Genomic DNA, 23,961 nt, shown 5'->3' with positions numbered 1-23,961 from the left:
GGGCTTTCCAGCATGACCATATCCGATACGCAAGACGCCGCCGCAGAGGTGGCCCTGACGGAACTTGCGCCTGCGAAGATCAATCTTGGCCTGCATGTCGTGGGGCTTCGCTATGACGGGTTCCACCTGCTGGAAAGCGTCGTCACCTTCGCCGATCTGGGTGACGAGCTGACCTTCACGCTCTCGGAAGCGGATGAGTTTTCCGTTTCCGGCCGCTTTGCGTCCGAGCTTTCAAATGACGATGCGGGTCAGGCTGGCAATCTCGTGATCAAGGCGCGCGATCTCTTTCGCCAGCAGCTGGTTTCCAACGGCTTTCCGGCGCCTCCCGTTTCAATCCACCTCGAGAAGAAACTACCGATCGCGGCCGGGATCGGAGGCGGGTCGGCCGATGCGGCGGCCACGCTTCGCGGCCTGTTCCGGCTGTGGAATGCGGAGATACCGGAAGCAGCCCTTTTGGCGCTTGGCCTTTCGCTGGGGGCCGACGTGCCCATGTGCCTGACGGGGGCTGCCGTTCTGGCCGAGGGGATCGGCGAAAGGCTTGAAACGCTGCCGACCATGCCGTCCCTTTCCCTCGTGCTCGCCAACCCGCTGATCAGCGTCTCGACGCCTGAGATTTTCAAGCTACTGGTGGACAAGGAAAACGAGGCCTTGCCGCCGACGCCGACCGATGCAGGCGGCTGGCTGCCTTACCTGAAAACGCTTCGCAACGACCTGGAGCCGCCGGCTTGCGCGCTCATCCCTGAGATCGAGGAACTCTCCGCGATGATCGCAGCGCAAGGTGCCGAGCTGGTGCGCATGTCCGGATCCGGAGCGACCTGTTTCGGTGTGTTCCCTTCGAAGACAGACGCGGAAGCCGCAGCGCAGGCGCTGACCGCCCTGAAGCCGGACTGGTATTTCGAAGCGGTCGAAACCGTCGGAGCAAAGCCATGAGCAAGATCGCCGAAACGCGCGAGTTCATTCCTATTTCGATCGCGGTACTGACCGTGTCGGATACCCGGACTATAGCGGACGACAAATCCGGCGATACGCTGGTTGCCCGTATCGCGGAGGCCGGTCACAGGCTTGGGGCACGCGCCATCGTGCCCGACGACAAGGACCGTATTGCGGGCCAGGTGCGCGAATGGACGCTCGACCCTGAGGTCGACGTGGTCATCACCACCGGAGGAACCGGCTTTACCGGCCGCGACGTGACGCCGGAAGCGCTGGAGCCGCTGTTCGACAAGAAGATGGACGGGTTTTCCGAGGTGTTTCACCGGATTTCCTACGACAAGATCGGCACCTCGACGATCCAGTCGCGGGCAACCGGCGGCGTTGCCAATGCAACCTTCATCTTCGTGCTGCCAGGCTCTCCCGGTGCCTGCAAGGATGCCTGGGACGGCATCCTGAAAGCGCAGCTGGACTACCGCCACATGCCCTGCAACTTCATCGAGATCATGCCGCGGCTGGACGAGCATCTGCGGCGCGGATCGGGCAAGTAACGGTCTGATTTATCGCGCGGACGCGGCAACCCACGCTGGGATCATCTCGCTCACTAGTCTCGACGGCTTTGCGGCTGACGTCACAGCCTTGGCGACATCCACGAGACCCATGCCGGACTTTGCGAGCGCGACGGCTTCGCGCTTCGGCAGGATCAGCCCCTGCTCGAGCGGCGGGACTGAACGGACGATCCTTGTAAGGAACGGCTTGCGGTAGGTTCGCGAAGGCGAGAACCGCACGGGCTGACGGTTGAGCGCCAGATATTCCATCACCTCGTCGATCCAGCCGGCCTGGAGACGCGCTCCGGGCTCCAGCAGAAGCAGCCATTCGGCGCGCGCCTTGTGCAGGATATCGACGATATCCCAGGAGCTGTGGAAACGACAGCCGGCGGCATCCGCGACACGGGAGGACCCGTCGCGCGAGTTGTGATCGAGCACCACGACATCGCTGACCAACCCCTCCACCGCGGCGGAAACAAGGACGGACAACGTCTGCGCGAGCTCGGCTTCCTGATCCCGGCATTCCAACAAAACAGTCAGCATTTTCAATGTCTAGCGCATTGTACAACGGATTGCCACAAATCCTTTGCGAGTTTGTTCTTGCATTGTTCTCAATGTCGCGATAGGAATCTTGTCATTCGAGAACGGGAATTTTTCCCGTCAGGAGTGCCCCATGAACGAGCTGTCCCATTTGCGGCAGGACGCATTCGCGCCTGCTCATACGGCTGATATTGCCGATGCATTGGTGAAGACCTCCGGCCTCCGGATCGAGGGGGATCGCCGGCGCGGTCGTGGCGCCGGCTTGAACCCTTCCGGGCGCTTCGAGGGGGAGCGTCGCGAGGCTTTCGACGATGGCTGGCAGACGATCGAGGAGCTCGAACCGTTCAGGACCGAGGTGCAGGTGGAAAAGCCGCGCACGGCGATTACCCGCAACGATTCTCCCGATATTCCCTTCGACCGCTCGATCAACCCCTACCGCGGCTGCGAGCATGGCTGCATCTACTGCTTCGCGCGGCCGAGCCACAGTTTCATGGGGCTTTCGCCCGGGCTGGATTTCGAATCGAAACTGTTTGCCAAGCCTGACGTGCCGAAGCTTCTGGAGCGCGAACTGAGCCGGTCCGATTACAAGGTCCGGGCGATTGCGATCGGCACCAATACCGATCCCTACCAGCCGATCGAACGGGAATGGCGCGTCATGCGCCAGATCCTTGAAGTCCTGCAGAAGGCCAACCATCCCGTAACAATCGTCACCAAATCGTCGCTGGTCACCCGCGACATCGACATTCTTTCCGACATGGCGTCGAAGGGCCTCGCCAAGGTCGCGATATCGCTAACCACCCTCGACCGCAAGCTTGCCCGCAGCATGGAGCCGCGCGCGTCGACGCCCGCCAAACGGCTCGAGGCGATCAAAGCGTTCTCGGACGCTGGCATACCGACAGCTGTGTTCACCTCGCCGATCATTCCGGCGCTGAACGACCACGAGATCGAGCGGCTTCTGGAAGCGGGGCACGCTGCTGGCGCAACGGAGGCGAGTTACGTGCTCTTACGTCTGCCGCTGGAAGTGGCGCCGCTGTTCCGCGACTGGCTGCTGCAGCATTACCCGAACCGCTACCGGCATGTGATGTCGCTCGTTCGTTCGATGCGGGACGGCAAGGATTACGACGCCGAGTTCGGCAAGCGGATGAAGGGCACCGGTCCTTACGCCTGGCAGATCGGGCGACGCTTCGAGATGGCAACGAAGCGGCTCGGCATGACGCGTCGGGGCATGCCGCTCAGGGACGATCTGTTTGTTCGTCCGAATGGCGCGGGCATTCAGCTTTCGCTGCTTTGAGTTTGGCCTGCAGGGGCACCCGTCGTCCCTGCGAAACGGCCTGATGACGTCGCCATAGTTACAGCGGCTTTCATTCAGGTCGATTAATTTCGAATTTCGGCACGGTTCCCGCATATCACCTGCCGAAAGACCCCCGGTTCCCACCATCATCCCGAAAGGGCGCCCCCGATGGTGGGCAACGACGCCGCACTCGTTGTCCGGGGGTTGCCGGAGGTCGGGCGGGCGTGCGAAACTGCCGCCATGTTGCTTCGCACGCCGCCCGATTCTCCGACATTGTTTGACGATACGCCATTCGTTCCGGATTTCAGCCTAGAGCTGATGGCGCGGAATGCCGGTCATTGGCCGGTGGCTGGCACCGACGAGGCAGGCCGCGGGCCGCTGGCGGGTCCGGTTGTGGCCGCCGCCGTGATTCTCGATCCCGACAACATTCCGCCCGGTCTCAACGATTCCAAGAAGCTCAGCCTGAAGCAGCGCGAGGCGCTGTTTGCGATGATCATGGCGACGGCGCATGTGTCGATTGCATCGTCTGGTCCGCGCCTCATCGACGAGCGCAACATCCTGCGCGCCAGTCTCGACGCCATGCGGCGTGCGGTGATCGGACTGAATATCAAGCCGGCCTATATCCTCACCGACGGCCGCGACATGCCGCCAGGCCTTTCATGCCCCGGCAAGGCGGTGATCAAGGGTGACAGCCGTTCGGTCTCCATCGCCGCGGCCTCGATCGTGGCGAAAGTCACCCGCGACCGGATGATGGGTCGCGCATGCACCGTTTTTCCGGCCTATGGCTTTGCCAAGCATGTCGGATACGCCACCAAGCAGCACCGCGACGGCATTACGAGCCACGGCCCCTGCCCGCTCCACCGGATGAGCTTTCGTCCGATGCGGAAAGATCCGCTGCCGGAAGACGATCTCGCCGATCTCCAGGCCTCGGACATTACCCTCACCCCATAACGCAAAAGGCCGAGCTTTCGCCCGGCCTTTTCTTAATTCATTTATCTGAAGCTTAGTTCAGGCGCGTTTGAACCGTACCGACGGCGTCTCTGAACAGGGCTTCCTGCGTTGCTGCATCGGCCTTGCGGGCGATGACGCTTTCGGCGGCAGCGATGGCGAGGTCGACGGCGGCGGCGCGAACGGCGCTCACGGCATCGGCTTCCGCCTGCTTGATCTTCTGCTCGGAGACCGCATTGCGGCGGGCGACGAATTCTTCCGTCTTCTGGCGGGCTTCTTCCGTCAGGGCAGCGGCTTCGCGTTCGGCGGAAGCCACAATGCTGGCAGCGTCGGCTTCGGCCTGCTTGCGCTTCTTCTGGTATTCAGCCAGCAGCGCCTGGGCTTCTTCGCGAAGCTTCTTGGCTTCGTCGAGTTCGCTGCGGATGTTGGCGGCGCGTTCGTCGAGCGACTTTGCCATCATGCCCGGCACCTTGATGTAGATCAGGATGCCGAGGAAAATGACGAGACCAACGAGTGCGAAAAATGTTGCGTCGAATGCCATGCGATCAGGCCCCCGTCTTGGCGGCCGCGACGGCAGCCTTGATGTCATCGCCGCTTGCCTTGCCGCCGATCATGAGATCGACGATGGCGGATGCGGTCTCTTCGGCGATCTGGCCGACTTCAGCAAAAGCCTTGTCCTTGATCTCGCCGATGCGGGTTTCTGCTGCACTGAGCTTTGCGGCCAGTTCTGCTTCGATGGCGCTGCGGTCGGCAGCAGCCTTGGTCTTGGCGGCTTCGCGGGCCGCTTCGGCAATGCCGTGCGACTTGGCGCGGGCGGCAGCCAGTTCCTTTTCATAGGTCTCGACGGCAGCGTCGGCTTCCGCCTTGGCGCGGCCGGCTTCCTCGAGATCCTTGGCGATACGATCGTGGCGATCCTCGATGATCCCGCCAACGCGCGGCACGATCACATTCTTCATCAGAAGATAGAAAAGGCCGAACGTGATGACGAGCCAGAGAAGCTGCGACGCGAAATGGGATGAGTCGAGCGGCGGAAACGCGCCACTGTGCTCCGTGTCGTGGGCGACACCGGTTTCGGTATGCACTTCGCCAGCCGGAGCAGCATGCGGTTCGGCCGCCGGTGCGGCGCCCGGTGCTGCAGGCGTTTCAGGAGCGGCCGGCGCGGTCTGCGCATATGCCGAAGTCACGAACATCATCACCTCCGGGTGAATTCCAAATGCGAAGGATCACGGTGCGCTTTGAAACGACCGTGATCCGAAGTCCAGGTCTGGTATTAGACCACGAACAGGAGAAGGAGAGCTACGAGCAGCGAAAAGATGCCCAGAGCTTCCGTAACGGCGAAACCGAATACCAGACGGCCGAACTGGCTGTCAGCGGCAGACGGGTTGCGCAGGGCGCCCGACAGGTAGCTGCCGAAGATGTTGCCGAGGCCGAGGGCCGTGCCGGCCATGCCAAAGCAAGCCAGACCTGCGCCGATGAACTTTGCTGCTTCCGCTTCCATGATGAACTCCTTGAATGGGTTTGCGGCTGATGACTGACGCCTCAGGACGCCAATTTGGTAGTTATTCTTAGTGCCCGCCGGGATGGACCGCGTCGTTCAGGTACATGCATGTGAGTACCGCGAAGACATAGGCCTGGAGGAAGGCAACGAGGAATTCGAGACCGGTCAGGGCGACCGTCATGGCGAGCGGCAGCATGGCGCCGCCGATGCCGAGTGCGCCGAGTGCTCCAAGCGAGCTGACAAAGCCCGCGAACACTTTCAGCGTGATGTGGCCGGCCAGCATGTTCGCGAAAAGACGAACGGAGAGCGAGATCGGCCGGGACAGGAAGGAGATGACTTCGATGACGACGACCAGCGGCAGAAGCGCGCCGGGTACACCGCTTGGCACGAACAGCTGAAGGAAGCCGAGGCCATGCTTGTAGAAGCCGTAGACGATGACCGTGCCGACCACCAGCAGAGCCAGTGCGAAGGTGACGATGATCTGGCTGGTGACGGTAAAGAAGTACGGGAACATCCCGAGCAGGTTCGCGGTCAAGACGAACATGAACAGCGAGAAGACCAGCGGGAAGAACTTCATGCCATGGCTGCCGGCGCCTTCGCGCAGCATGTTGGCAATGAACTGGTAGGACATTTCGGCGACCGACTGCGCGCGGCCCGGGATCAGGCTGCGGGCGGACGATGCGAAATACAGGAAGCCGGCTGCGCAGGCGACCGTAGCAGTCATGAACAGCGATGCATTGGTAAAGGATAGGTCGATACCGCCGATCTCGATCGGGACGATCTTGCTGATCTGGAACTGATGGATCGGATCGTTTGCCACCGCTTACCCTCTTTCATATGCCGCCATGCCGGCGGCTCAATTCGTGTTGCGAAACCGAGCCTGTTAGTGCCCTGCCCCGTCCCCGCTGCCTTTTTTCCGCAAGGGCGGCGGCTCGGCCACCTTGCCCACGGATCGAAGCACGTTCAGAACACCGGCGCAGAAACCAAGAAGGAGAAGAATGATCATCCCCCACGGCGACGTGCCGGCATAGTAATCCAGTCCATAGCCCAGAATGGCGCCGACTGCGACAGCCGAGATGAATTCGGAGGAAATCTTGAAGCCGAGGGCCATGCCCTTTCGACTTTCTTCAGATTGCGCTTCCCGCTTCGCCTCTACCGCGTCACCAGCCTTCCGATCCGCCAATTGTGCGGACAGACGCTTTCGGCGTTCTTCCAGACCATCCTCGCGGTTGTCCATCCTCACGTCCTCCCATCCGCCCTTGTTCGGAGCGGACCAACCGCAACAGCAGCCAGCGGGGTTTCGCGCCTTCCGGCCCGCTTCTAAGTCGCGCGCAACATAGTTTTGAGAGGACTTATAGTCAAGGCGGTGCCGGGCCTTGATTCAGGGGAAATTAACGCTTCGATTTCAAGCGGTTATCGCTGAATTCCCGGCAACATGGCAAAACCTTCGCGGGAATATTCACAGATCGGCCGGGTTTATCAGCTCCAACCACCACCATAGGTACGGTAAAACACGTGCAGACCGATGCGTCCGACCTTTTTCATGGTCTTTGCCCAGTTCGGACGCACGTAGACCGCGTGGTAGTGAGTGGCCGAGCCGACTTCCGGCAACCAGATCTTGCCGGCGGTCACCGCCATCGCAACTTCCTGGGCTGTTTCGAAATGATCCGGCGCGCGGATTCGGTCCGGAATGTTGTCGCAGGCGAAGGAGAACTGGCAGCGGTTGCGCCAGTCTTCGTTCTGATAGACGACGTCGCAGATGCTTTTCGGATAGTGCGGATTGCGGACGCGGTTGAGAATAACCTGTGCGACCGCTGCCTGGCCACGCACTTCTTCTCCGCGCGCTTCAAAATAGATTCCGGCGGCCAGGCATTGCTGCTGCTTGGGCGAAAACGATTCTTCCGGCAGCGCCGTTGCTGCCCAGGCGTGGTCTTCCGGGCCGATCGGCGGAATGAAGCGGCCGGTTTCGGGCTTTGCGCCGAGGATCGCATCGAAGGGTGACTTACGCGAGAAGTCGGGCTTGGCCGGTGCATAGGCGGTTGCCAGCACATCTGCCTTTTCGTTGGTGATGAGGTCGGCGAGCATCGAAGGAAGACCGGGCTCCTTTACCTCGTCCTTGCGGAAATAGAATTCGGCGAGCTCGACCGGCTGGTCGTCGGCTTCGGCTTTGACGAAGGCGGTCATTTCATCGCTGGCATCCACAGGCGTGGTCAGCGAGCTGGAACGCTCGAGGATCGACCCGGCCGAAAAGGCCTTCGGCGGCTGCATCTGTTCGACGGCTACGATCCGGCTCTTCTTTTCCGCGCGGTTGACGCGGTCTTCGTCCGGCGTGTCCTCACCTGACTTCTCGTTGCCGGTGAATGCAACGCGGCGACCGTCGGGCAGCGTCATGCCGGCATCGCCGCCGAGCACGGAACCGCCACCCGGAAAGGCAAGCGATGCGTTATGAATAGAACCGGCCGGCGAGTTGGTCATGACCATGCGCCACTGGTCGCGGCCGCGATCGATGCCGGAGAGGAGATCGGTGAGATCGCCTTGTGCGGGAACGGCTGGAAACACCAGCCAGGCAGCAAGTCCAAGGACGCCAGGCGCCAGCCAGATATCGCGGCGCGACAGGGCGCGGTGCAAAAGAGACTTCGTCCGAGCCGCCGGCATGGCCACTTTAGAGGACTTTCGACGCTGTACGGTCTTCGAACGCAAAACCGGCTACTCCACAAGGCAGGTCAACCAGGGACCTCAATGACTGATCGATGGGTCAAACATCAATCATTAACCTTGATGAGCAGTTAACGCTTATAGACAGAATCCCTTGTAACGCTGGGATTTGGGCATTTTCACTTAAACGTCAGAGGCTCGTGTCCGAAATGCCACGCGGGTTTTGGGCGACCTTTCCGTCAGATGATGACGTGCGAACCCAGTTCGACGACGCGGTTGGCCGGCAGGTGGAAATAGTCGGACGGATCGGTTGCGGCATTGGCGAGCGCGATAAACAACCGGTCCTGCCACATGGGCATGCCGGAGGCTGCGTCCGGTACCAGCTTGCGTCGGCCGAGATAGAACGACGTCGACATGATATCGAACTTGAAGCCGGTCTTTCTCAGATAGGCAAGCGACTGCGAGACATTGTGCGATTGCATGAAGCCGAAGCGCAGTTCGATGACCGTGAACCGATCCGACAGCTTCTCGACCCGGTAGCGATCCTCGATCGATACGCGCGGCTTGTTGACCGTGATGATGGTCAGGATGACGTTCTTCGCATGCAGGACGTGATTGTGCTTGATGTTGTGCAGCAAGGCCGCCGGTGCTGTCTGCGGATCACCGGTCAGGAAGATGGCGACGCCTGGCACGGACACCGGAGCATGATCGCTTTTCTTTTCCACCATGGGAATAAAGGTCTGCAGCGGCACATCGATGCGGCGGGTCTTTTCAAACAGGATCGCAGCACCCCGCTTCCAGGTCCACATGACGACGGTAAAGCCGATCGCCATCATGACCGGCACCCAGCCGCCATCATGGATCTTCAAGAGATTGGCGCCCAGGAAAACGAATTCGAGCAGCAGAAGCGGCGCTAGCACAAGGGTTGCCAGCACACGCGGCCAGCGCCATCTCAGCCGAACGAACTCGAACGCCATCAGCGTCGTCACCACCATGGCGCCGGTCACCGAGATGCCGTAGGCGGTGGCCAGAGCATCGGAGCTCTCGAAACCAAGAACCAGCGCGATGACGCCGACCAGAAGCAGCGTGTTGACGCCCGGCAGGAAGATCTGGCCGGTATTGGTTTCCGAGGTGAACAGGATCTGCATGCGCGGCAGATAGCCGAGATGGATCGCCTGGCGCACCAGCGAGAAGGCGCCGGTAATGACAGCCTGGCTTGCGATGATGGTGGCGCAGGTGGCGAGAATGATGACCGGAACGAGCGCCCATTGCGGGAACATCAGATAGAACGGATCGCTCATCGCTTCGGGGTGGCTCAGCACCATGGCGCCCTGACCGAGATAATTCAGCGTCAGCGCCGGAAAGACCAAAACGAACCAAGCCCACTGGATGGGACGGCGACCGAAATGGCCGAGATCGGCGTAAAGTGCTTCCGCGCCGGTCACCGTCAGGAAGACGGCGCCGAGAACGACGACGCCGGCAAAGCCTTCTTCGCTCATGAACTGGAAGGCATGCAATGGATTGAAGGCGGCAAGAATACTAAGGTCGTCGAAAATATGCACCAGGCCGATGCCGCCCATCACGAGAAACCAGACGGCGGTGATCGGTCCGAAGAACTTCGCCACCATGCCGGTGCCCTTCGACTGGATGGCAAACAGCGCAACCAGGATGGCAATCGAAATCGGCAGAACGGCGCTTTCGAAATGCGGTGATACGTATTTCAGGCCTTCCACCGCAGACAGGACCGACAGCGCCGGCGTGATCATCGCATCGCCTAGAAACAGCGCGGCGCCGATCAGCCCGAGCAGCATCAGGACAGCCCGATGGCCGCACGCTCCTTTGGTCATGAGCGCCAGAAGCGACAGCGTGCCACCCTCTCCATCGTTATCGGCGCGCAGCAGGAAGAGAACGTATTTGAAGGTGACAATGATGGTCAGCGTCCAGATCATCAGCGAGATGAGGCTGATGATTTCCATCTGCGTGACGCCGTCATGGGCGACGGGCTTCAACGCCTCGCGAAAGGCATAGAGCGGGCTCGTGCCGATATCGCCATAGACGACACCGACAGAGCCGAGCGCAAGCGCGAACAGCCCATGTCCTTTGGTTTTCTCGGCGGCACTATGTTCTGCTGGGTGGCCCATTCGGCATCTGGCGTTCGAGCCAGCCTTTCAACGGAAAAATGCGGATACTTCGCTCCGCCCGCGAAGAGCAAGGAAGCGCCCTCCGGCGGGAGGCGCCTATAAAGACAGCAATTGCACAAGGCAAGGGCTGCAACTGCATGCTTTCACTATCGCCGCAGACGTCTAGCGGCGATGTTTAACAATTTCGAAACAAAAAGAGAGGCGATTTCAGAGTATTGACCGCCACTGACCGTGTATTCCTGCCCGGGAGACCGTCCAAACTCGAATAGGTTCTATTCGAAAACGATGGCAGGCGCCTTGCGCAGCGGCTTGCCCTTAATCTCTGCCCAGGCCTTGGATGCGATCTCCCGATAAACGGCGGCGGATGCACTGTCCGGATCGGAAACGACGACCGGCGTGCCCGCGTCGGAGCGTTTGCGGATGTCCATCGTCAAAGGGATTTCGCCGAGGAAGGGAACGCCGATGCGCTCGGCTTCCGACTTTGCGCCACCATGGCCGAAGATGTCGTAGCGGGTGCCCGTATCGGGAGCGAGGAAGTAGCTCATGTTCTCGATGATGCCGAGGATGGGTATCTCGACCTTGCCGAACATGGCGATGGCCTTGCGGGCGTCGATCAGGGCGAGATCCTGCGGGGTCGAGACGATCACGGCACCGGCGAGCGGCACCTGCTGGGCGAGCGTGAGTTGCACGTCGCCGGTTCCAGGCGGCATGTCGATCACGAGAATATCGAGCTCGCCCCAGCCGACTTCGCGCAGCATCTGCAGCAGTGCCGACTGGATCATCGGGCCGCGCCAGATCATCGCGGTGCCCTCCTCGACCAAGAAGCCGATCGACATCGCCTTCAGACCATAGTTCTGCATCGGGGCGATCTTCCGGTCTTCAAGCTGCTGCGGCTTGCCGGAGATGTTGAGGAGACGCGGGATGGACGGGCCGTAGATATCCGCATCGAGAATGCCGACCTTGAGACCGTTGGCTTGGAAACCCAGCGCCAGATTGACTGCTGTCGTCGATTTGCCAACGCCACCCTTGCCGGACGCCACCGCGATAATGGCACCCACGCCCGGAACGCCGGCTTTCGGTGCGGGCTGTCTCGGCCCGGGTGTGGCGGGGGGGTGCGGATGGGCGTGACCGGCGGCAGGCGCTTGCGGCTTTGGCGGAGGTGCCGTCTTGGCAGGTGCCGTTCCAGCTCTGCGATCGGCCGTCAGCGTAACCAGCGCGCCGTTGACGCCCTGCATCGCGGCGACCGTCCGTTCGGCGGCCATGCGCAGCGGCTCGAGTTCGGTTGCGCGATCGGCCGGCACCGTAATCGAGAAATAGACCTTCTTGTCGGAGATAAAGACGTCGGAGACCATTCCGCGAGAGACGATATCACCCTCGAGGTCGGGTCCGCGAACCTTCGCGAGAACCGCCAGAACCTGTTCCTTGGTGACGTCGGACATTGCCTGCTCCTGATAGCGATCTCGACACAAACTGCCCGCGCCGGATCCAAGGCTTATATAGGAAGTGTCACCGGTCTCGAGCAAGACGCTTCGTTGAAACGCCCCACGTCAGAAAAAAGAAAGCCGCTACCCGGATGGCAGCCAGACGGCGCCCCGGATAGCGGCTTGTTTTTATCGCGCCTCTTGGGACGCTTTCAGCCCCCTCTGGACCTGCCCGTAAACAAGCACGAACCATGCCAGACCGTAATGCGGATGTTTACGTAGTCGAAACAGGGTGTTAGGGACAGGCAACTCGAGAGCGTTGGGAATTTGCCCAGTGAACGATCAATTGACCGCGTAGAAAACAGAGGAGTTGATCAAATAATGATCGCCCGCATCGTTACTTGATGATGCCGGATCTCAACGCCTTGGCAACCGCCTGGGTGCGGTTGACGGTGTCGAGCTTGCGGGCCGTGCGGTTGAGATAATGGTTTACGGTGTGCTCGGAGAGTCCAAGGATTTCGGCAATTTCCGCGCTGGTCTTACCCGCAGCCGTCCAGTTCAGGCAATCGACTTCGCGTTCGGTCAGGACATCGTTGGTCTTGACGTCGAGGCTGCGGATCTGCGCCAGCTGTTCATAGACGTGAACCGAGAGATAATGCAGTTCCATCATCTGCTGCTGGTCAAATGTCTTGCCCGTACCGCCGAAGCAAACGGCGCCGCGATTGCCGAGCCGGTCATGGACGGGGAAACAGGCGCCGCGCTGGATGCCGAACCCGGAAAAGATCTGCGTGACCTCGTCGCTCGAATTGATCACGCCGCGATCGCTCGAGAGATCGAAGACGAAGGGCGTCGTGAACTTGCGCAGATGTGCAAGGCCGGAGCTGGTCTGCATCAGACCGCTTTTGTCGAACTGCGACATCAGCTCCGCCGGCCAATTGGTAACGACGGTATTTTCGGACAGTTCGCGAGACGTGATCGACGGAAGGTTGAGAACCATGAAGGTGCGACAGTTATAATACTGCGTCACTCGCTTCAGGAACCGGATGACATCAAACTGGGTCTGCAGGGTGGCGATTTCGGCGACACTGCCGTCGAGAAAGGACATCTCTTCGGCTTTTTCGGTCTTAGACATGTACTGCTTCTTGCTCCGACCAGACCTTACGCACGCAAACGTCACCAGGTGATGGTGATAGGTTCTCGCATTTGCGAATCTTGTCGCATGGTTTCAGGAATTTGTCAGGGAAAATCTGATGACGCGGCTAGCCATCGCGGCGGTTCGCGTTAATTCTGCAACGAACAGAAGCTTCTGCGGAGGATGCCCGTGACCACAGCCGATTTTGTCTCTCACCCGTTCCAGGGTAGCGTATTGTCCTCGACGCCTTGTGAACTTGGCGAAGGAGCCAGCTTTGATGCGGACACCGGGACGATCTGGTGGTTCAGCATTCTCGAAAAGCAGCTTCGCTCGCTCGACATCAACACCGGCAAAGAATCTGTGCAGATCCTCCCCATAATGGGAAGCGTTCTCGTCCCGATCGACGCCGAGCGGCAGCTGATCGCCTCCGATCAAGGGCTCTTCATACGGGATCGCGCCACCGGCGAACTGACCCTGCACTGCGACCTCGAGAAGGACAAGCCGGACAACCGCTCCAACGACGGCCGGCTGCACCCTTCCGGTGCGCTGTGGATCGGCACGATGGGGCGCACCGCTGCGGAAGGCGCGGGTGCGATCTATCATGTCGTGGGCGGCAAGGTCACGACGCTGTTTGACAAGATGAGCATTCCGAATGCGATCTGCTTTTCGCCGGACGGAAGCACCGGCTATTATGTCGACACGCGCATCAACCACCTCATGCGTGTCGACCTTGATCCATTGACCGGACTCCCGACGTCAAAACCCACCCTCTTCATCGATGGCAGCGGCAGCCCCGGTGGAATGGATGGCGCGATCTGCGATCAGGACGGCACGATCTGGAACGCCCGCTGGGGTGAAGGTGCGGTCGACCATTATGGTCTGGACGGTGTCCTTCTCGCGCGTTTCGAAGTGCCCGCCAAGAGAACGACCTGCCCTGTCGTGATCGGAAATGGGCGCTTGGCTGTCACATCAGCCTGGGAGGGAATGGACCAGGACGCCCGAACCTCCGATCCGCTGGCAGGAGCGTTGTTCGAACTCGCCGTTCCAGTCACGCTTGGTCGGGAACCCCGATACTCGGCCTAACTTTAAGGATCTATATTCTCGCTGATGAGGCCCCAAACCCGCCAAGTGCTGAAATGTTCCGCAGTTTCTGCCTAATAAAACGGCATCGAAATGCGGAACCAAACCGGCGTTTCGGCCATTTCCCTACCGAAGCCAAGCAGAACGAACGCGTCCTTCTTGGTCGAGACGGCCCTTCAATCCGAGAAGCCGTCCTTCATGACGAATTAGATGGAAAAGGTAGGAACACGATGAAAAAGACTCTCAGCACGATCGCCGCAGCAGCCGTTCTCATGGCGTCCACCACACTTGCACCGGCTTTTGCCCAGACGGCACAGCCTGCTCCGGCGACACCGGCAGCACCTTCGGCACCGGCCGATACCACGACAACGACCCCGGCTGCACCAGCAGGTGGCATGGCTACCACTGCAGACGGCAATTACCTGACCGAACAGGCGACCACCCAGGTCAGCGCCAACGATTACATCGGCAAGTCGATCTACAATTCGGCTAACGAAAGCATCGGTGACGTCAACGACCTCCTGTTTGAAGAAAACGGCGGACTCGTTGCAGCAGTTGTCGGCGTCGGCGGCTTCCTCGGCATCGGCGAAAAGGATGTAGCTCTTCCGATCAGCAAGCTGACGCTCACCCGCGACGCACAGAACAACAACGAAGTGCGTCTGTCGACCACCGAAACGGCCGAAGCGCTGAAGTCTGCTCCAGAGTTCAAGACACTGGACGACAAGCAGGCAGCATCCGACACATCGACCACGTCGTCCACGATGAACCCGGCTCCGGGCACCCCGGCAGCACCGGCTGAAAATGGCGCCACAACTCCGTCGACGGCTCCTAAGAACTAATCTTAGGGACCTGGAACGGGCTACACGCCACGTGACAGACGATTGAATGGAAGAGGCGGCATTGATAATGCTGCCTTTTTCGTGCGCGGTTTACAAAAGCGAGCAGTATCGCAGCGCATCGTAGATTGCTGCATGGACATTGCGGCTTGCCACAGCGTCGCCGATCCTCACGAGATCGAAAGCGGCATTAGGGTTCTTCGGCAGCAGCGGTGCTTTTCTGTTAATCAGCATCGCGTAATCCACGGCGCCAAGATTGCGCGAGAGCGGCTTCAGCTCGAAATAGAGATCCGCGTTCGCGGCCGTGCCATGCTCGACCACGACCTGTGCGACACGCCTTTCCTCGACCACATCCCTTGCGTAATCGGATCCGAGGCTTGCCACCAATGCATTGCCGTCACGCCGCACCGACTTCAACCGCGTGTTGATCGTCACGCGGACACCCTTCTCGGCAAAAATCCGTGCGTAGGGGACATGGTTCATGCCCCCCATCTCAGGTGCGAAGAAGCGTTCGGGGGAGACAAGCTCGAGATCCGCGCCTGATGTGGCGATGACTTCGGCGGCACTCATACCCGGATGGCCGCCATTGTCATCGAACAGCAGAACCGGGCCTGCGGGTTTGGCAGATCCGGCGAGAATATCCCAGCTGGAGGTCAGAAGCTCTTCGCCCGCCTCAAGTTGCGGCGACTGCGGTATGCCGCCGGTTGCGACGACGACGAGGTCGGGCTCGAGTTCGAGGACATCGTCGGCGCCGGCAAACACGTCGTAGCGGATCTCGACACCCAACCGCTCAAGCTCCGCCAGCCGCCAGTCGATGATGCCGATCATTTCGCGGCGGCGCGGATTGCGAACAAGAAGATTGATCTGACCACCCGCCTCCCCCGTTGCCTCGAGCACGGTGACTGCGTGGCCGCGCTCTGCCAGCACGCGGGCCGCCTCGAGCCCGGCAGGACCGGCACCGATCACGACGGCCCTTCGGACAGCTGCCGCCTTTTCGATCACATGCGGCAGCAAGGCTTCGCGCCCCGTCGCCGCATTGTGGATACAGAGAGCCTCTCCTCCCTCGTAGATGCGATCCAGACAGTAGGTCGCACCGACGCAGGGGCGAATGGTCGCCTCCTTGCCGCTTGATACCTTGTTCGCGATATGCGGATCGGCAATGTGGGCACGGGTCATGCCGACCATGTCGAGCTTGCCTTCGGCGACCGCATGCCGGGCCGTTGCAACATCGGCGATACGGGCCGCATGAAAGACCGGGAATTTCGTCGCCTTCCTGACATCGCCGACAAAGTCGAGATGCGGCGAGGATCGCATGCCCTGGATCGGGATCACCTCGTTCAGGTCCGCATCGTGATCGATATGGCCGCGGATGACGTTGAGGAAGTCGATACCGCCAGATGCCACCAGCCGCCGGGAGATCTCGATCCCCTCTTCGCGGGAAAACCCCTTGTCCCAGTTCTCGTCGGCAACCAGGCGGATGCCGACGATGAAATCCGGACCGACGGATTTTCGCACCGCATCGATCACCATGGTCGAAAACCGCATGCGGTTTTCGAGCGACCCGCCGAACGCATCGTCGCGGTGGTTGGTGGCGGGCGACCAGAACTGGTCGATCAGGTGGCCGTAGGCTTCGATCTCGATGCCATCGAGACCCGCCGCCTGCATGCGGCTGGCGGCATCGGCATAGTCTGCAACGATGCGCTCGATATCCCAGTCCTCGATCTCCTTCGGGAAGGCGCGGTGGGCGGGTTCGCGAATGGGAGATGGCGCCAGCACAGGAAGCCAGCCGCCTTTGTTCCATCCGGTCCGGCGCCCGAGATGGGTGAGCTGGATCATCACCGCCGTGCCGTATTCATGACAGTCATCGGTGAGCTTCTTCAGCCACGGCACGATGTCGTCGCGATAGGCGTGCAGGTTGCCGAATGCGGGTGGACTGTCCTGCGAGACGATCGCGGAACCTGCGGTCATGGTGAGCGCGATGCCGCCCTTTGCCTTTTCGAGATGGTAGAGCCTGTAACGATCCTTCGGCATGCCGTCTTCGGAATAGGCCGGTTCGTGCGCCGTCGACATGAAGCGGTTCTTGAGGGTGAGATGCTTCAGCTGAAACGGCTGCAGAAGGGGATCGTTCGAAACGGACATGGTGATCTCGCAATGCGGCTTGCAAAACCACATCATCGCGCAGCGGACAGCCCCGTGCGAGCATCAGACGCGGCGCGGACTGTCCACTCCGCGCCCTCTCCTCAACGGTGGTGGAGGCGGAAGATCAGTCCCGTTCGGGGGTCATGAAGTCGCGGTGATGGGTGCTCAGATAGCGCAGCGTCGAGGCCGTATCGGCGGGTCTGCCGTGGTAATAGCCCTGCCCCATGGCACAGCCCAGCGATCGCAGCATTTCCGCTTCTTCCGGCTGCTCGATGCCCTCGGCGACCACTTCCAGTTCCAGACCGTCGCACATGGCGATGATCGCCCTGACGATGTGTCCAGAGGCACGGTCCGAGGTGATGCGGGAGACGAAGGCGCGATCGATCTTGACCTTGTCGAAGGTGAAGTCGCGCAGACGTCCGAGACTGGACTGGCCGGTGCCGAAATCATCGAGCGAGATGCGCGCGCCTGCCTTGCGAAGATCCGTGATGATGCGCTCTGCCGTATCGGCCGAGGTCATCACGGCGGTTTCGGTGATCTCGAATTCCAGCCGATGCGGATCGAGCCCGACGCGGGCGAGCGTCGAAAGGATGCTTTCCGTGGTCGTCGGGTCCATCAGCTGGGCGGAGGACAGATTGAAGGACAGGAACAGATCCCGCGGCCAGGACAGCGCTGCCTCGGCTGCCTTGCGCAGCAGGGTTTCCGACAGCGCATCGATGAAACCGCGCTCTTCGGCAAGCGGCACGAAGACGGCGGGCGATACGAAACCGAGATCCTTGTCGTTCCATCTCGCGAGTGCCTCGAACCCGACGACCGATCCATCGTCCAGGCGCACGATAGGCTGGAAATGGACATCCACGGCATCGCTGATGATCGCATGGCGCAGCGCCTGTTCAAGCTGCGTCGCGCGCATCATCTCCTGCGCGATTTCCTGGGAATAGACCGTGATCTGGCCGCGACCGCGGCGTTTGGACCGGTAAAGCGCGGTTTCAGCGCTCTTCAGCAGTTCCTCGAAATGCTCGCCGGCGAAGGGGTAGATGGCAAAGCCGAAGGACGCCGAGAGACGCACATTGCGATCCCCCAGATCATAGGGTGCGGAAAGAACATCCCGGATCATCTGGCCGATCCGTTCGGCACCGGTGCGCTCGAAGACGAGCGGCAGCACGAAGGCAAACTCGTCGCCGTCGTGACGAGTGACCGTTGCGCCATCCGGAATGCAGGCCTTGAGGCGATGCGCCACCTGGCAGAGGATCTCGTCGCCCGCTTCCATACCGAACAGGTCGTTGATCGGCTTGAAACCATCGAGATTGGCAATGCAAACAGTAAACGGGGCGGGATCGGCTGCACGCTCTGCGGCGAGAAGGTGAACCTTGTCGCGCATACGGTGTCGGTTTCCAAGACCCGTAAGCGGGTCGCTATAAGCCTTGGCCTGCAGCTCATGCTGACGGAGCTGCGGCAACGGGTTTTCCGCCAACGTCATAAGTTTATCCGCTTGCACCACATTTGATAGGCGACGATGCGGGACAAAGCTTAACATTTCATAGCGGAACCGTAGCGTTTCGGGATAGCCGTCCGCGCTTCCGATCCATGCTCAAGACAGCATCTGCTGCGAACCGGCAACGACGAGAAACTTCGCGAACAGGGTTTCCAGCACATCGGGACTGATCGGCTTCAGGATCACGTCGTCCATTCCCGATGCAAAGCATTCCTCGCGGTCGCGGTCGAATGCCTGGGCGAGGACGCCGACGATCGGTGTCGACGCCTGCCCTTCTTCCTCGAGCGTGCGGATCGCCCGCGCTGCCTCGAAGCCGTTCAGGGTCGGCAGAGTGACATCCATCAGCACCAGCGACGGACGAAGCTCGTGCCACATCCTGACCACCTCTTCTCCATCGACCGCAATCGCATAGCGGTACCCGAGGCTTTCGAGGATCTGCGAGAACACAATCTGGTTCACCTCGTTATCTTCAGCAACAAGGATATCGACGCAGGGCTGAGGGTCATCGGGCAGGATCTGCCAGTTGTCTTCTTCGTCCTGTTCGACAGGTCCACGCAACTTGGTCAGTTCGCGGCTGAGGGTCGGAACGAGATGCTCTTCGAGAGCCGCAGCATCGAAGGCCACGACCTGTTTGTCGTAATTTGAGCCGATGGCGCGGCAGGCGGACGCCAGATCGCGATCCGCGACGATGAGATCGACCCTGACCGCGGCGTTGGACACGAGTTCGAGGCAAAGCGCCAGTTCGTGTTCATCAACGACCGAGGATGCCTCGACCTGAAAATCCGCAAGGATCGCCTTCGCGGTTCCGGTGAAAAGCGGGTCGCTTGAAACGATCAGGATCTGGCTTCCGGCGATATCGGGATCCGCGCCCTGCAAAGCGTCCCGCATCTTGCTCTTGCGATGCAGCTTGGCGGAAAACAGATTGGGGTCGTCGAACAGGCGGATAAAGCCACGCCCGTCCTCTTCCACCTCCACCATCCGGGAAATGTCCTGCATGGCGGTGACGAGATAGTACCGGCCCGGTTTGCCGATCCGGTACTTGTTGGCGACGATTACCATCTGCGAGCCATCCGGACGCGTCAGACGCTCCGGCAGCTGGATCTCCTCGCCGTCTTCCACCACCCGGCGGTTGATACCGTCGAGCCGCTGGGCCAAGGCGGGAGCATGGATGTCGGTCCCCGTGCAGCCGAGCAGCGCTTCGGCCGGGAGATCATGAAACCGGCAGGCAGCCTTGTTGACGGCGACGAAGGCGAGATTGGTGTCCTTGACCATGACCGGGAACGGCAGGTTGTCGAGGATATCCTCGGTCAACTGCACACGCTCCATGTCGGCGCGCCACTGCTCTTCGCGCTTGCGCTGTTCGGAAACGTCCCGGAGGATGCAGACGCCGTAGCCTGACGGCAGGCGCCGTTTGGCAAGACTGATCCAGCGATCGGCACCACGGCGCATCAGCGCCTCGTGCCGCTCCTTCCAGAGCGCGGCAATGTTGTCGGAAATCCAGTCGTCGCGGCTGAGCAATCGTTTTGTGCCGCCGGTCTCGGACATGAACCGTCCGCCGCCGTCATAGATGGCACCAAGGAGATCGCGCAGCCGTGTACCGGGTGCAAGGACGCTGTCAGGAATGCCGAGAAGGATGGTCAGTTGTTGACCGGCAAAGATCAACAGGTCGTTCTTGTCGTAGACGACAAGGCCGCCTGAGTGCCCACCCGAGATCGCCTCGGAAATCACTTCCATCATCGCAGTCTGAATGTCCGCGTCCGCCGACGCCAAATCATTCATGTGACAAAACCCCCTGTGTGTTCACAGACTCGGCCAATCGCCGGCACCATGCGGTGCAATCCGTCTCAATTAATCAAGTCGGGTAAGACACATGCTGGCTTCAAGTCCTCGAACAAAGGGCCGATCCTCGTGTACGGGTGCCCAGCCGGCCCATACATCGGTTCCTCTGCGGAGAGCTGGCGCTCTCCCGGGTTCATCCTGTTCAACTCAGATTGAATATCGGTTTTCGGTTAAGGCCGAATTAAGATAGGCTTGCTGCAGGGCTTGCAGGGGACAAACCATCCGGCAGCCTTTCCTTCCCGCCGGAAATCCTTGAAAATAGCGCCATGTTCATCAAGCAGCTTTCCGAAACGCTCATCAACCAGATCGCTGCCGGCGAGGTCATCGAGCGACCCGCAAGCGCTGTCAAAGAACTGGTCGAAAACGCCATCGATGCGGGTGCGACGCGCATCGAGATCGCCACGGCGGGCGGTGGCAAGTCTCTTCTGCGCGTCACGGACAATGGATCGGGCATGGAGCCCGCCGATCTCGACCTCGCGATCCGCCGCCACTGCACCTCGAAGATCGCGACGACGCTCGACGATATCAGAACGCTCGGCTTTCGCGGCGAGGCACTGCCGTCGATCGGGTCGGTCGCGAAACTCACGATCACCAGCCGGCGCCAAGGTAGCGACAGCGGCTCGCAGGTGTCGGTGACCGGCGGCAAGACGACCGCGGCGCGGCCGGCACCGGCCAATCCCGGCACGGTGGTGGAAGTTCGCGACATCTTCTTTGCAACGCCGGCACGCCTGAAATTCCTGAAGACCGAACGCGCGGAAGCCGGTGCGATCACCGAAATCGTCAAGCGCATGGCGATCGCTTTTCCGCATGTGCGTTTCGTTCTGTCGGGCTCCGACCGCACGACGCTGGACCTGCCGGCGACCGGCGAGGACCATCTGGCGCGCATGGCGCAGGTTCTCGGGGCCGAGTTTCGCGACAATGCGATCGAGATCGACGCGATGCGCGAGGATGTGGGCCTCACAGGCTTTATCGGGCTGCCGACATTCCACCGGGGCAATTCGGGACATCAATACGCCTTCGTCAACGGACGGCCGGTGCAGGACAAGCTCATCCTGTCGGCCATCCGCGGCGCCTATGCGGAGCGGATGCCGTCCGGTCGCTATCCGGTGGCGGTTCTGTCCATCACGCTCGATCCGGCGCTGGTGGATGTCAACGTTCACCCGGCCAAGGCAGACGTCCGGTTTCGCGATCCGGGGCTGGTGCGCGGGTTGATCGTCGGCGCCATCCGCGAGGCGTTGCACCGCGAGGGCGACCGGGCGAACACGACCGGCGCATCCGGCATGATGCAGGCGTTCCGCCCTGGATTCTCGGCAGGGTTTTCGGCTTCGCCCGCCTATCGGTCTCCGACGCCCGCTCCCTGGAGCCCGGCGGCCTCTCCGTCGCGGCCGCTGCAGGCACCGTTCGGGTTCGGGGAACGGGCGCAGCAGGATTTCGACGGTCTAACCATGCCGGCGGCCCGCACGGACGATGCCATATCGGAAACCGTGCACGTTTCCGAAGACAGGCAGCGCCACCGGCTGGGTGCGGCGCGCGCGCAGGTGCACGAGAACTATATCGTCGCCCAGACGGAAAACGGCCTTGTCATCGTCGACCAGCATGCGGCCCATGAAAGGCTGGTCTACGAGGCACTGCGCCAGGCTTTGAACGACAAGCGGCTGGCGTCTCAGGTTCTGCTCATTCCGGAGATCGTCGATCTGCCGGAAGAGGAGTGCGACCGGCTGATGCTGCATGCGGAGGAACTCGACCGGCTGGGGCTGGCGGTCGAGCGGTTCGGTCCCGGCGCGGTTGCCGTGCGCGAGACGCCGGCGATGCTGGGCGAAGTGGATGCATCCTCGCTGATCCGCGACCTCGCCGACGAAGTGGCCGAATGGGGCACGGCCGGTGCCCTGCGCGGCAAGCTGGAATATGTCGCGGCCACCATGGCCTGCCATGGCTCGGTGCGCTCAGGGCGCCGGCTTCGGCCCGACGAGATGAATGCGCTTTTGCGCCAGATGGAGGCAACGCCCGGTTCCGGCACCTGCAACCACGGCCGCCCGACCTATATTGAACTCAAGCTCTCCGACATCGAACGCCTGTTCGGACGGACTTGAAGGCGCGCCACACGCGGTGTAGGGAATGACGGCCAAAGGCGCGAGCAATCCGATGTTTTTTCGCAGGAGACGCAGACAGATGAACCGGTTCGAAGGCGGCAGCTTCCGCGAAGCGAAAATCCGGTACCTGGATGGCGACTACCAGATCGTCAGCAGCGGTTCATACGTGATCTGCGCGATGACGGGGGCACAGATCCCGGTCGACGAGCTCAAATACTGGAGCGTGGCGCGGCAGGAAGCCTATGCCGATTGCGTGTCCTCGCTGGAAGCCGACAAGCGCGCCGGCATGCTGCCGAACCAGAGCCGGGCTTAATCAACAGTCGCGCGTTTGCGCCGTGATCAGGGTTTTACGCCGCTCTTCAGCCGACGCTCGCGAAACCTTGCGAAAGCCGCGTCGATGATCTGGCCGGGCGCCTTTGGATTGTCGAACCGCATCTCCACATCCAACACCTGCACGCGATTGAGCAGCGTTTCGGCCGGACCGTGATGACCGACGAGACGCACGGCGTCCTTGGCCGTCGTCACCAGATGGAGGCCGTTCCTGTCGGCCTCCTCCAGCAGGCTTTCGATTTCATCCGTCGTGAAGAAATGGTGATCGGGGAACGACCGGCGCGATGAAATGAGCCCGCCGACGCTGTTGACCGTGCGGTAGAATTTGTCCGGATCGGCGATGCCGGTAAAGGCGAGAATGTTCTTGCCCGCCACTGACTGGCCGGGGCTTGGATCAAGGGTCGCTACATGGATCGGCTTGCCGGCACGCGAGGCCTGGCGCACGATCCTGTCGGCCGCGTCGCCATTGCCGACCTTGAGGATGGCGGAAGATTGCCGCATCTGCTCGGCAAGCGGCGCCCGCACGGGTCCGCCCGGCACGAGATGGCCGTTGCCGATGCCGCGGACGGAATCGATCACGACCAACGCGAAATCGATCGAGAGACGGGCGCTCTGGAACCCGTCATCCATGATGATGAGATCGGCGCCGTTTTCCGCCAGCATCCTCGCACCATCAACGCGGCGGCGGGAGATGACGGTCATCGCCTCACGCTCGAGGAGCAGCGCTTCGTCGCCGACGGCCTCGGCCCTGTGCTTGGAACGATCGACAACAGTCGTGACGTCTAGCGATCCGCCATAGCCCCGGGTGAGGAAGCCGGGGGTGAGGCCCTTCGCCTTGGCGGCACGGGCAAGCGTGATCGCCGTCGGTGTCTTGCCGGCACCGCCGACGGTGAAGTTTCCGACGCAAATGACCGGCAGCGGCGCCTGCGCCCGCTTCGACTTCGCCATGCGGCGACCGGAGACGGCACCGTAGATAAAGGAAACCGGCGACAGCGCCCAGACGCGCCAGTCGGCCTTGGTCCACCAGAATGGCGGTGCTTCGGATACCACC

Annotated in this window: 22 protein-coding genes; 8 read left to right on the top strand and 14 right to left on the bottom strand. The window is 61.2% G+C overall.

All coding sequences use genetic code 11. The features are described from left to right. The first annotated feature begins 12 nt into the window (after positions 1-12). Complete coding sequence (locus IFT66_RS00520) at positions 13-930, top strand: 4-(cytidine 5'-diphospho)-2-C-methyl-D-erythritol kinase (RefSeq protein ID WP_192076503.1); 918 nt, start codon at positions 13-15, stop codon at positions 928-930. After that, on the top strand, positions 927-1,478 hold the full coding sequence (gene moaB / locus IFT66_RS00515) for a molybdenum cofactor biosynthesis protein B (protein WP_113165562.1): 552 nt from the start codon (positions 927-929) through the stop codon (positions 1,476-1,478). Before IFT66_RS00520 ends, moaB begins: the two co-directional genes overlap by 4 nt. Before the next feature lie 9 nt (positions 1,479-1,487). On the opposite strand, the gene IFT66_RS00510 is transcribed toward moaB, so the two are convergent. Next, positions 1,488-2,018, bottom strand: a complete 531-nt coding sequence (locus IFT66_RS00510) for a glycosyl transferase (RefSeq protein WP_192076502.1) — start codon at positions 2,016-2,018, stop codon at positions 1,488-1,490. A 130-nt stretch (positions 2,019-2,148) separates the two neighbouring features. On the opposite strand from IFT66_RS00510, the gene IFT66_RS00505 reads away from it, so the two are divergent. Then, positions 2,149-3,306, top strand: coding sequence for a PA0069 family radical SAM protein (locus tag IFT66_RS00505; RefSeq protein WP_192076501.1), 1,158 nt, complete (start codon positions 2,149-2,151; stop codon positions 3,304-3,306). Between the two features lie 240 nt (positions 3,307-3,546). Continuing rightward, on the top strand, positions 3,547-4,257 hold the full coding sequence (locus IFT66_RS00500; RefSeq protein WP_192077099.1) for a ribonuclease HII: 711 nt from the start codon (positions 3,547-3,549) through the stop codon (positions 4,255-4,257). 52 nt (positions 4,258-4,309) lie between these two features. Here IFT66_RS00500 and IFT66_RS00495 read toward each other — a convergent pair whose 3' ends face one another. From IFT66_RS00495 to IFT66_RS00455, 9 genes are all read right to left on the bottom strand, one after another. After that, positions 4,310-4,795, bottom strand: a complete 486-nt coding sequence (locus IFT66_RS00495; protein ID WP_062453686.1) for a F0F1 ATP synthase subunit B — start codon at positions 4,793-4,795, stop codon at positions 4,310-4,312. A 4-nt stretch (positions 4,796-4,799) separates the two neighbouring features. Next, a complete protein-coding gene (locus IFT66_RS00490; RefSeq protein WP_156466396.1) occupies positions 4,800-5,444 on the bottom strand; it encodes a F0F1 ATP synthase subunit B in 645 nt (214 codons plus the stop codon). An 80-nt stretch (positions 5,445-5,524) separates the two neighbouring features. After that, entirely contained in the window at positions 5,525-5,752 is a 228-nt protein-coding gene (locus IFT66_RS00485; protein ID WP_037087706.1) for a F0F1 ATP synthase subunit C, read from the bottom strand. Between the two features lie 67 nt (positions 5,753-5,819). After that, positions 5,820-6,572, bottom strand: a complete 753-nt coding sequence (locus IFT66_RS00480; RefSeq protein WP_192076500.1) for a F0F1 ATP synthase subunit A — start codon at positions 6,570-6,572, stop codon at positions 5,820-5,822. A gap of 63 nt (positions 6,573-6,635) precedes the next feature. Next, positions 6,636-6,989: an AtpZ/AtpI family protein gene (locus IFT66_RS00475; RefSeq protein ID WP_062579350.1), complete on the bottom strand. Its 354-nt coding sequence runs from the start codon at positions 6,987-6,989 to the stop codon at positions 6,636-6,638. A 242-nt stretch (positions 6,990-7,231) separates the two neighbouring features. After that, positions 7,232-8,407, bottom strand: a complete 1,176-nt coding sequence (locus IFT66_RS00470) for a cell wall hydrolase (RefSeq protein ID WP_062453690.1) — start codon at positions 8,405-8,407, stop codon at positions 7,232-7,234. 239 nt (positions 8,408-8,646) lie between these two features. Next, positions 8,647-10,548, bottom strand: a complete 1,902-nt coding sequence (locus IFT66_RS00465) for a potassium transporter Kup (RefSeq protein WP_174195716.1) — start codon at positions 10,546-10,548, stop codon at positions 8,647-8,649. A 272-nt stretch (positions 10,549-10,820) separates the two neighbouring features. Next, entirely contained in the window at positions 10,821-11,987 is a 1,167-nt protein-coding gene (locus tag IFT66_RS00460; protein WP_192076499.1) for an Mrp/NBP35 family ATP-binding protein, read from the bottom strand. A gap of 379 nt (positions 11,988-12,366) precedes the next feature. Further along, a complete protein-coding gene (locus IFT66_RS00455; RefSeq protein WP_062453693.1) occupies positions 12,367-13,101 on the bottom strand; it encodes a helix-turn-helix transcriptional regulator in 735 nt (244 codons plus the stop codon). A gap of 189 nt (positions 13,102-13,290) precedes the next feature. On the opposite strand from IFT66_RS00455, the gene IFT66_RS00450 reads away from it, so the two are divergent. Then, complete coding sequence (locus IFT66_RS00450; protein ID WP_342344736.1) at positions 13,291-14,184, top strand: SMP-30/gluconolactonase/LRE family protein; 894 nt, start codon at positions 13,291-13,293, stop codon at positions 14,182-14,184. 227 nt (positions 14,185-14,411) lie between these two features. Next, positions 14,412-15,020, top strand: a complete 609-nt coding sequence (locus IFT66_RS00445) for a PRC-barrel domain-containing protein (protein WP_062453695.1) — start codon at positions 14,412-14,414, stop codon at positions 15,018-15,020. A 90-nt stretch (positions 15,021-15,110) separates the two neighbouring features. On the opposite strand, the gene IFT66_RS00440 is transcribed toward IFT66_RS00445, so the two are convergent. The 3 genes from IFT66_RS00440 to IFT66_RS00430 all read right to left on the bottom strand — a co-directional run bounded on the left by IFT66_RS00440 (position 15,111) and on the right by IFT66_RS00430 (position 20,430). Next, the gene (locus tag IFT66_RS00440; protein ID WP_192076497.1) at positions 15,111-17,156 is read right to left on the bottom strand and encodes an NADH:flavin oxidoreductase; all 2,046 of its coding nucleotides are present in this window, start codon (positions 17,154-17,156) and stop codon (positions 15,111-15,113) included. A 124-nt stretch (positions 17,157-17,280) separates the two neighbouring features. Continuing rightward, entirely contained in the window at positions 17,281-18,636 is a 1,356-nt protein-coding gene (locus IFT66_RS00435; protein ID WP_062579341.1) for a putative bifunctional diguanylate cyclase/phosphodiesterase, read from the bottom strand. Positions 18,637-18,747: 111 nt separating this feature from the next. Beyond that, positions 18,748-20,430 (bottom strand): response regulator, encoded by a 1,683-nt coding sequence (locus tag IFT66_RS00430; RefSeq protein ID WP_192076496.1) that lies wholly within the window; start codon positions 20,428-20,430, stop codon positions 18,748-18,750. 326 nt (positions 20,431-20,756) lie between these two features. Here IFT66_RS00430 and mutL point away from each other — a divergent pair, with 326 nt between their 5' ends. Both mutL and IFT66_RS00420 read left to right on the top strand, forming a co-directional pair. Then, positions 20,757-22,580: a DNA mismatch repair endonuclease MutL gene (gene mutL, locus IFT66_RS00425; RefSeq protein ID WP_192076495.1), complete on the top strand. Its 1,824-nt coding sequence runs from the start codon at positions 20,757-20,759 to the stop codon at positions 22,578-22,580. Positions 22,581-22,659: 79 nt separating this feature from the next. Next, positions 22,660-22,893, top strand: coding sequence for a DUF2093 domain-containing protein (locus IFT66_RS00420; RefSeq protein WP_192076494.1), 234 nt, complete (start codon positions 22,660-22,662; stop codon positions 22,891-22,893). A gap of 26 nt (positions 22,894-22,919) precedes the next feature. Here IFT66_RS00420 and lpxK read toward each other — a convergent pair whose 3' ends face one another. Next, entirely contained in the window at positions 22,920-23,960 is a 1,041-nt protein-coding gene (lpxK, locus tag IFT66_RS00415) for a tetraacyldisaccharide 4'-kinase (protein ID WP_192076493.1), read from the bottom strand. Between the last annotated feature and the right edge of the window lies 1 nt (position 23,961).

This window comes from Rhizobium sp. CFBP 13726, assembly GCF_014841925.1.
In the GTDB taxonomy this organism is placed as follows: domain Bacteria; phylum Pseudomonadota; class Alphaproteobacteria; order Rhizobiales; family Rhizobiaceae; genus Neorhizobium; species Neorhizobium soli.
This window is presented reverse-complemented; position numbering and strand designations above follow the sequence as displayed.

Excerpts from the sequence above, each read along its gene's own strand:
- IFT66_RS00520 (WP_192076503.1), top strand. The coding sequence starts at position 13 with ATGACCATATCCGATACGCAAGACGCCGCCGCAGAGGTGGCCCTGACG.
- moaB (WP_113165562.1), top strand. The coding sequence starts at position 927 with ATGAGCAAGATCGCCGAAACGCGCGAGTTCATTCCTATTTCGATCGCG.
- IFT66_RS00510 (WP_192076502.1), bottom strand. The coding sequence starts at position 2,018 with ATGCTGACTGTTTTGTTGGAATGCCGGGATCAGGAAGCCGAGCTCGCG.
- IFT66_RS00505 (WP_192076501.1), top strand. The coding sequence starts at position 2,149 with ATGAACGAGCTGTCCCATTTGCGGCAGGACGCATTCGCGCCTGCTCAT.
- IFT66_RS00500 (WP_192077099.1), top strand. The coding sequence starts at position 3,547 with ATGTTGCTTCGCACGCCGCCCGATTCTCCGACATTGTTTGACGATACG.
- IFT66_RS00495 (WP_062453686.1), bottom strand. The coding sequence starts at position 4,795 with ATGGCATTCGACGCAACATTTTTCGCACTCGTTGGTCTCGTCATTTTC.
- IFT66_RS00490 (WP_156466396.1), bottom strand. The coding sequence starts at position 5,444 with ATGTTCGTGACTTCGGCATATGCGCAGACCGCGCCGGCCGCTCCTGAA.
- IFT66_RS00485 (WP_037087706.1), bottom strand. The coding sequence starts at position 5,752 with ATGGAAGCGGAAGCAGCAAAGTTCATCGGCGCAGGTCTGGCTTGCTTT.
- IFT66_RS00475 (WP_062579350.1), bottom strand. The coding sequence starts at position 6,989 with ATGGACAACCGCGAGGATGGTCTGGAAGAACGCCGAAAGCGTCTGTCC.
- IFT66_RS00470 (WP_062453690.1), bottom strand. The coding sequence starts at position 8,407 with ATGCCGGCGGCTCGGACGAAGTCTCTTTTGCACCGCGCCCTGTCGCGC.
- IFT66_RS00465 (WP_174195716.1), bottom strand. The coding sequence starts at position 10,548 with ATGGGCCACCCAGCAGAACATAGTGCCGCCGAGAAAACCAAAGGACAT.
- IFT66_RS00460 (WP_192076499.1), bottom strand. The coding sequence starts at position 11,987 with ATGTCCGACGTCACCAAGGAACAGGTTCTGGCGGTTCTCGCGAAGGTT.
- IFT66_RS00455 (WP_062453693.1), bottom strand. The coding sequence starts at position 13,101 with ATGTCTAAGACCGAAAAAGCCGAAGAGATGTCCTTTCTCGACGGCAGT.
- IFT66_RS00445 (WP_062453695.1), top strand. The coding sequence starts at position 14,412 with ATGAAAAAGACTCTCAGCACGATCGCCGCAGCAGCCGTTCTCATGGCG.
- IFT66_RS00440 (WP_192076497.1), bottom strand. The coding sequence starts at position 17,156 with ATGTCCGTTTCGAACGATCCCCTTCTGCAGCCGTTTCAGCTGAAGCAT.
- IFT66_RS00435 (WP_062579341.1), bottom strand. The coding sequence starts at position 18,636 with ATGACGTTGGCGGAAAACCCGTTGCCGCAGCTCCGTCAGCATGAGCTG.
- IFT66_RS00430 (WP_192076496.1), bottom strand. The coding sequence starts at position 20,430 with ATGAATGATTTGGCGTCGGCGGACGCGGACATTCAGACTGCGATGATG.
- mutL (WP_192076495.1), top strand. The coding sequence starts at position 20,757 with ATGTTCATCAAGCAGCTTTCCGAAACGCTCATCAACCAGATCGCTGCC.
- IFT66_RS00420 (WP_192076494.1), top strand. The coding sequence starts at position 22,660 with ATGAACCGGTTCGAAGGCGGCAGCTTCCGCGAAGCGAAAATCCGGTAC.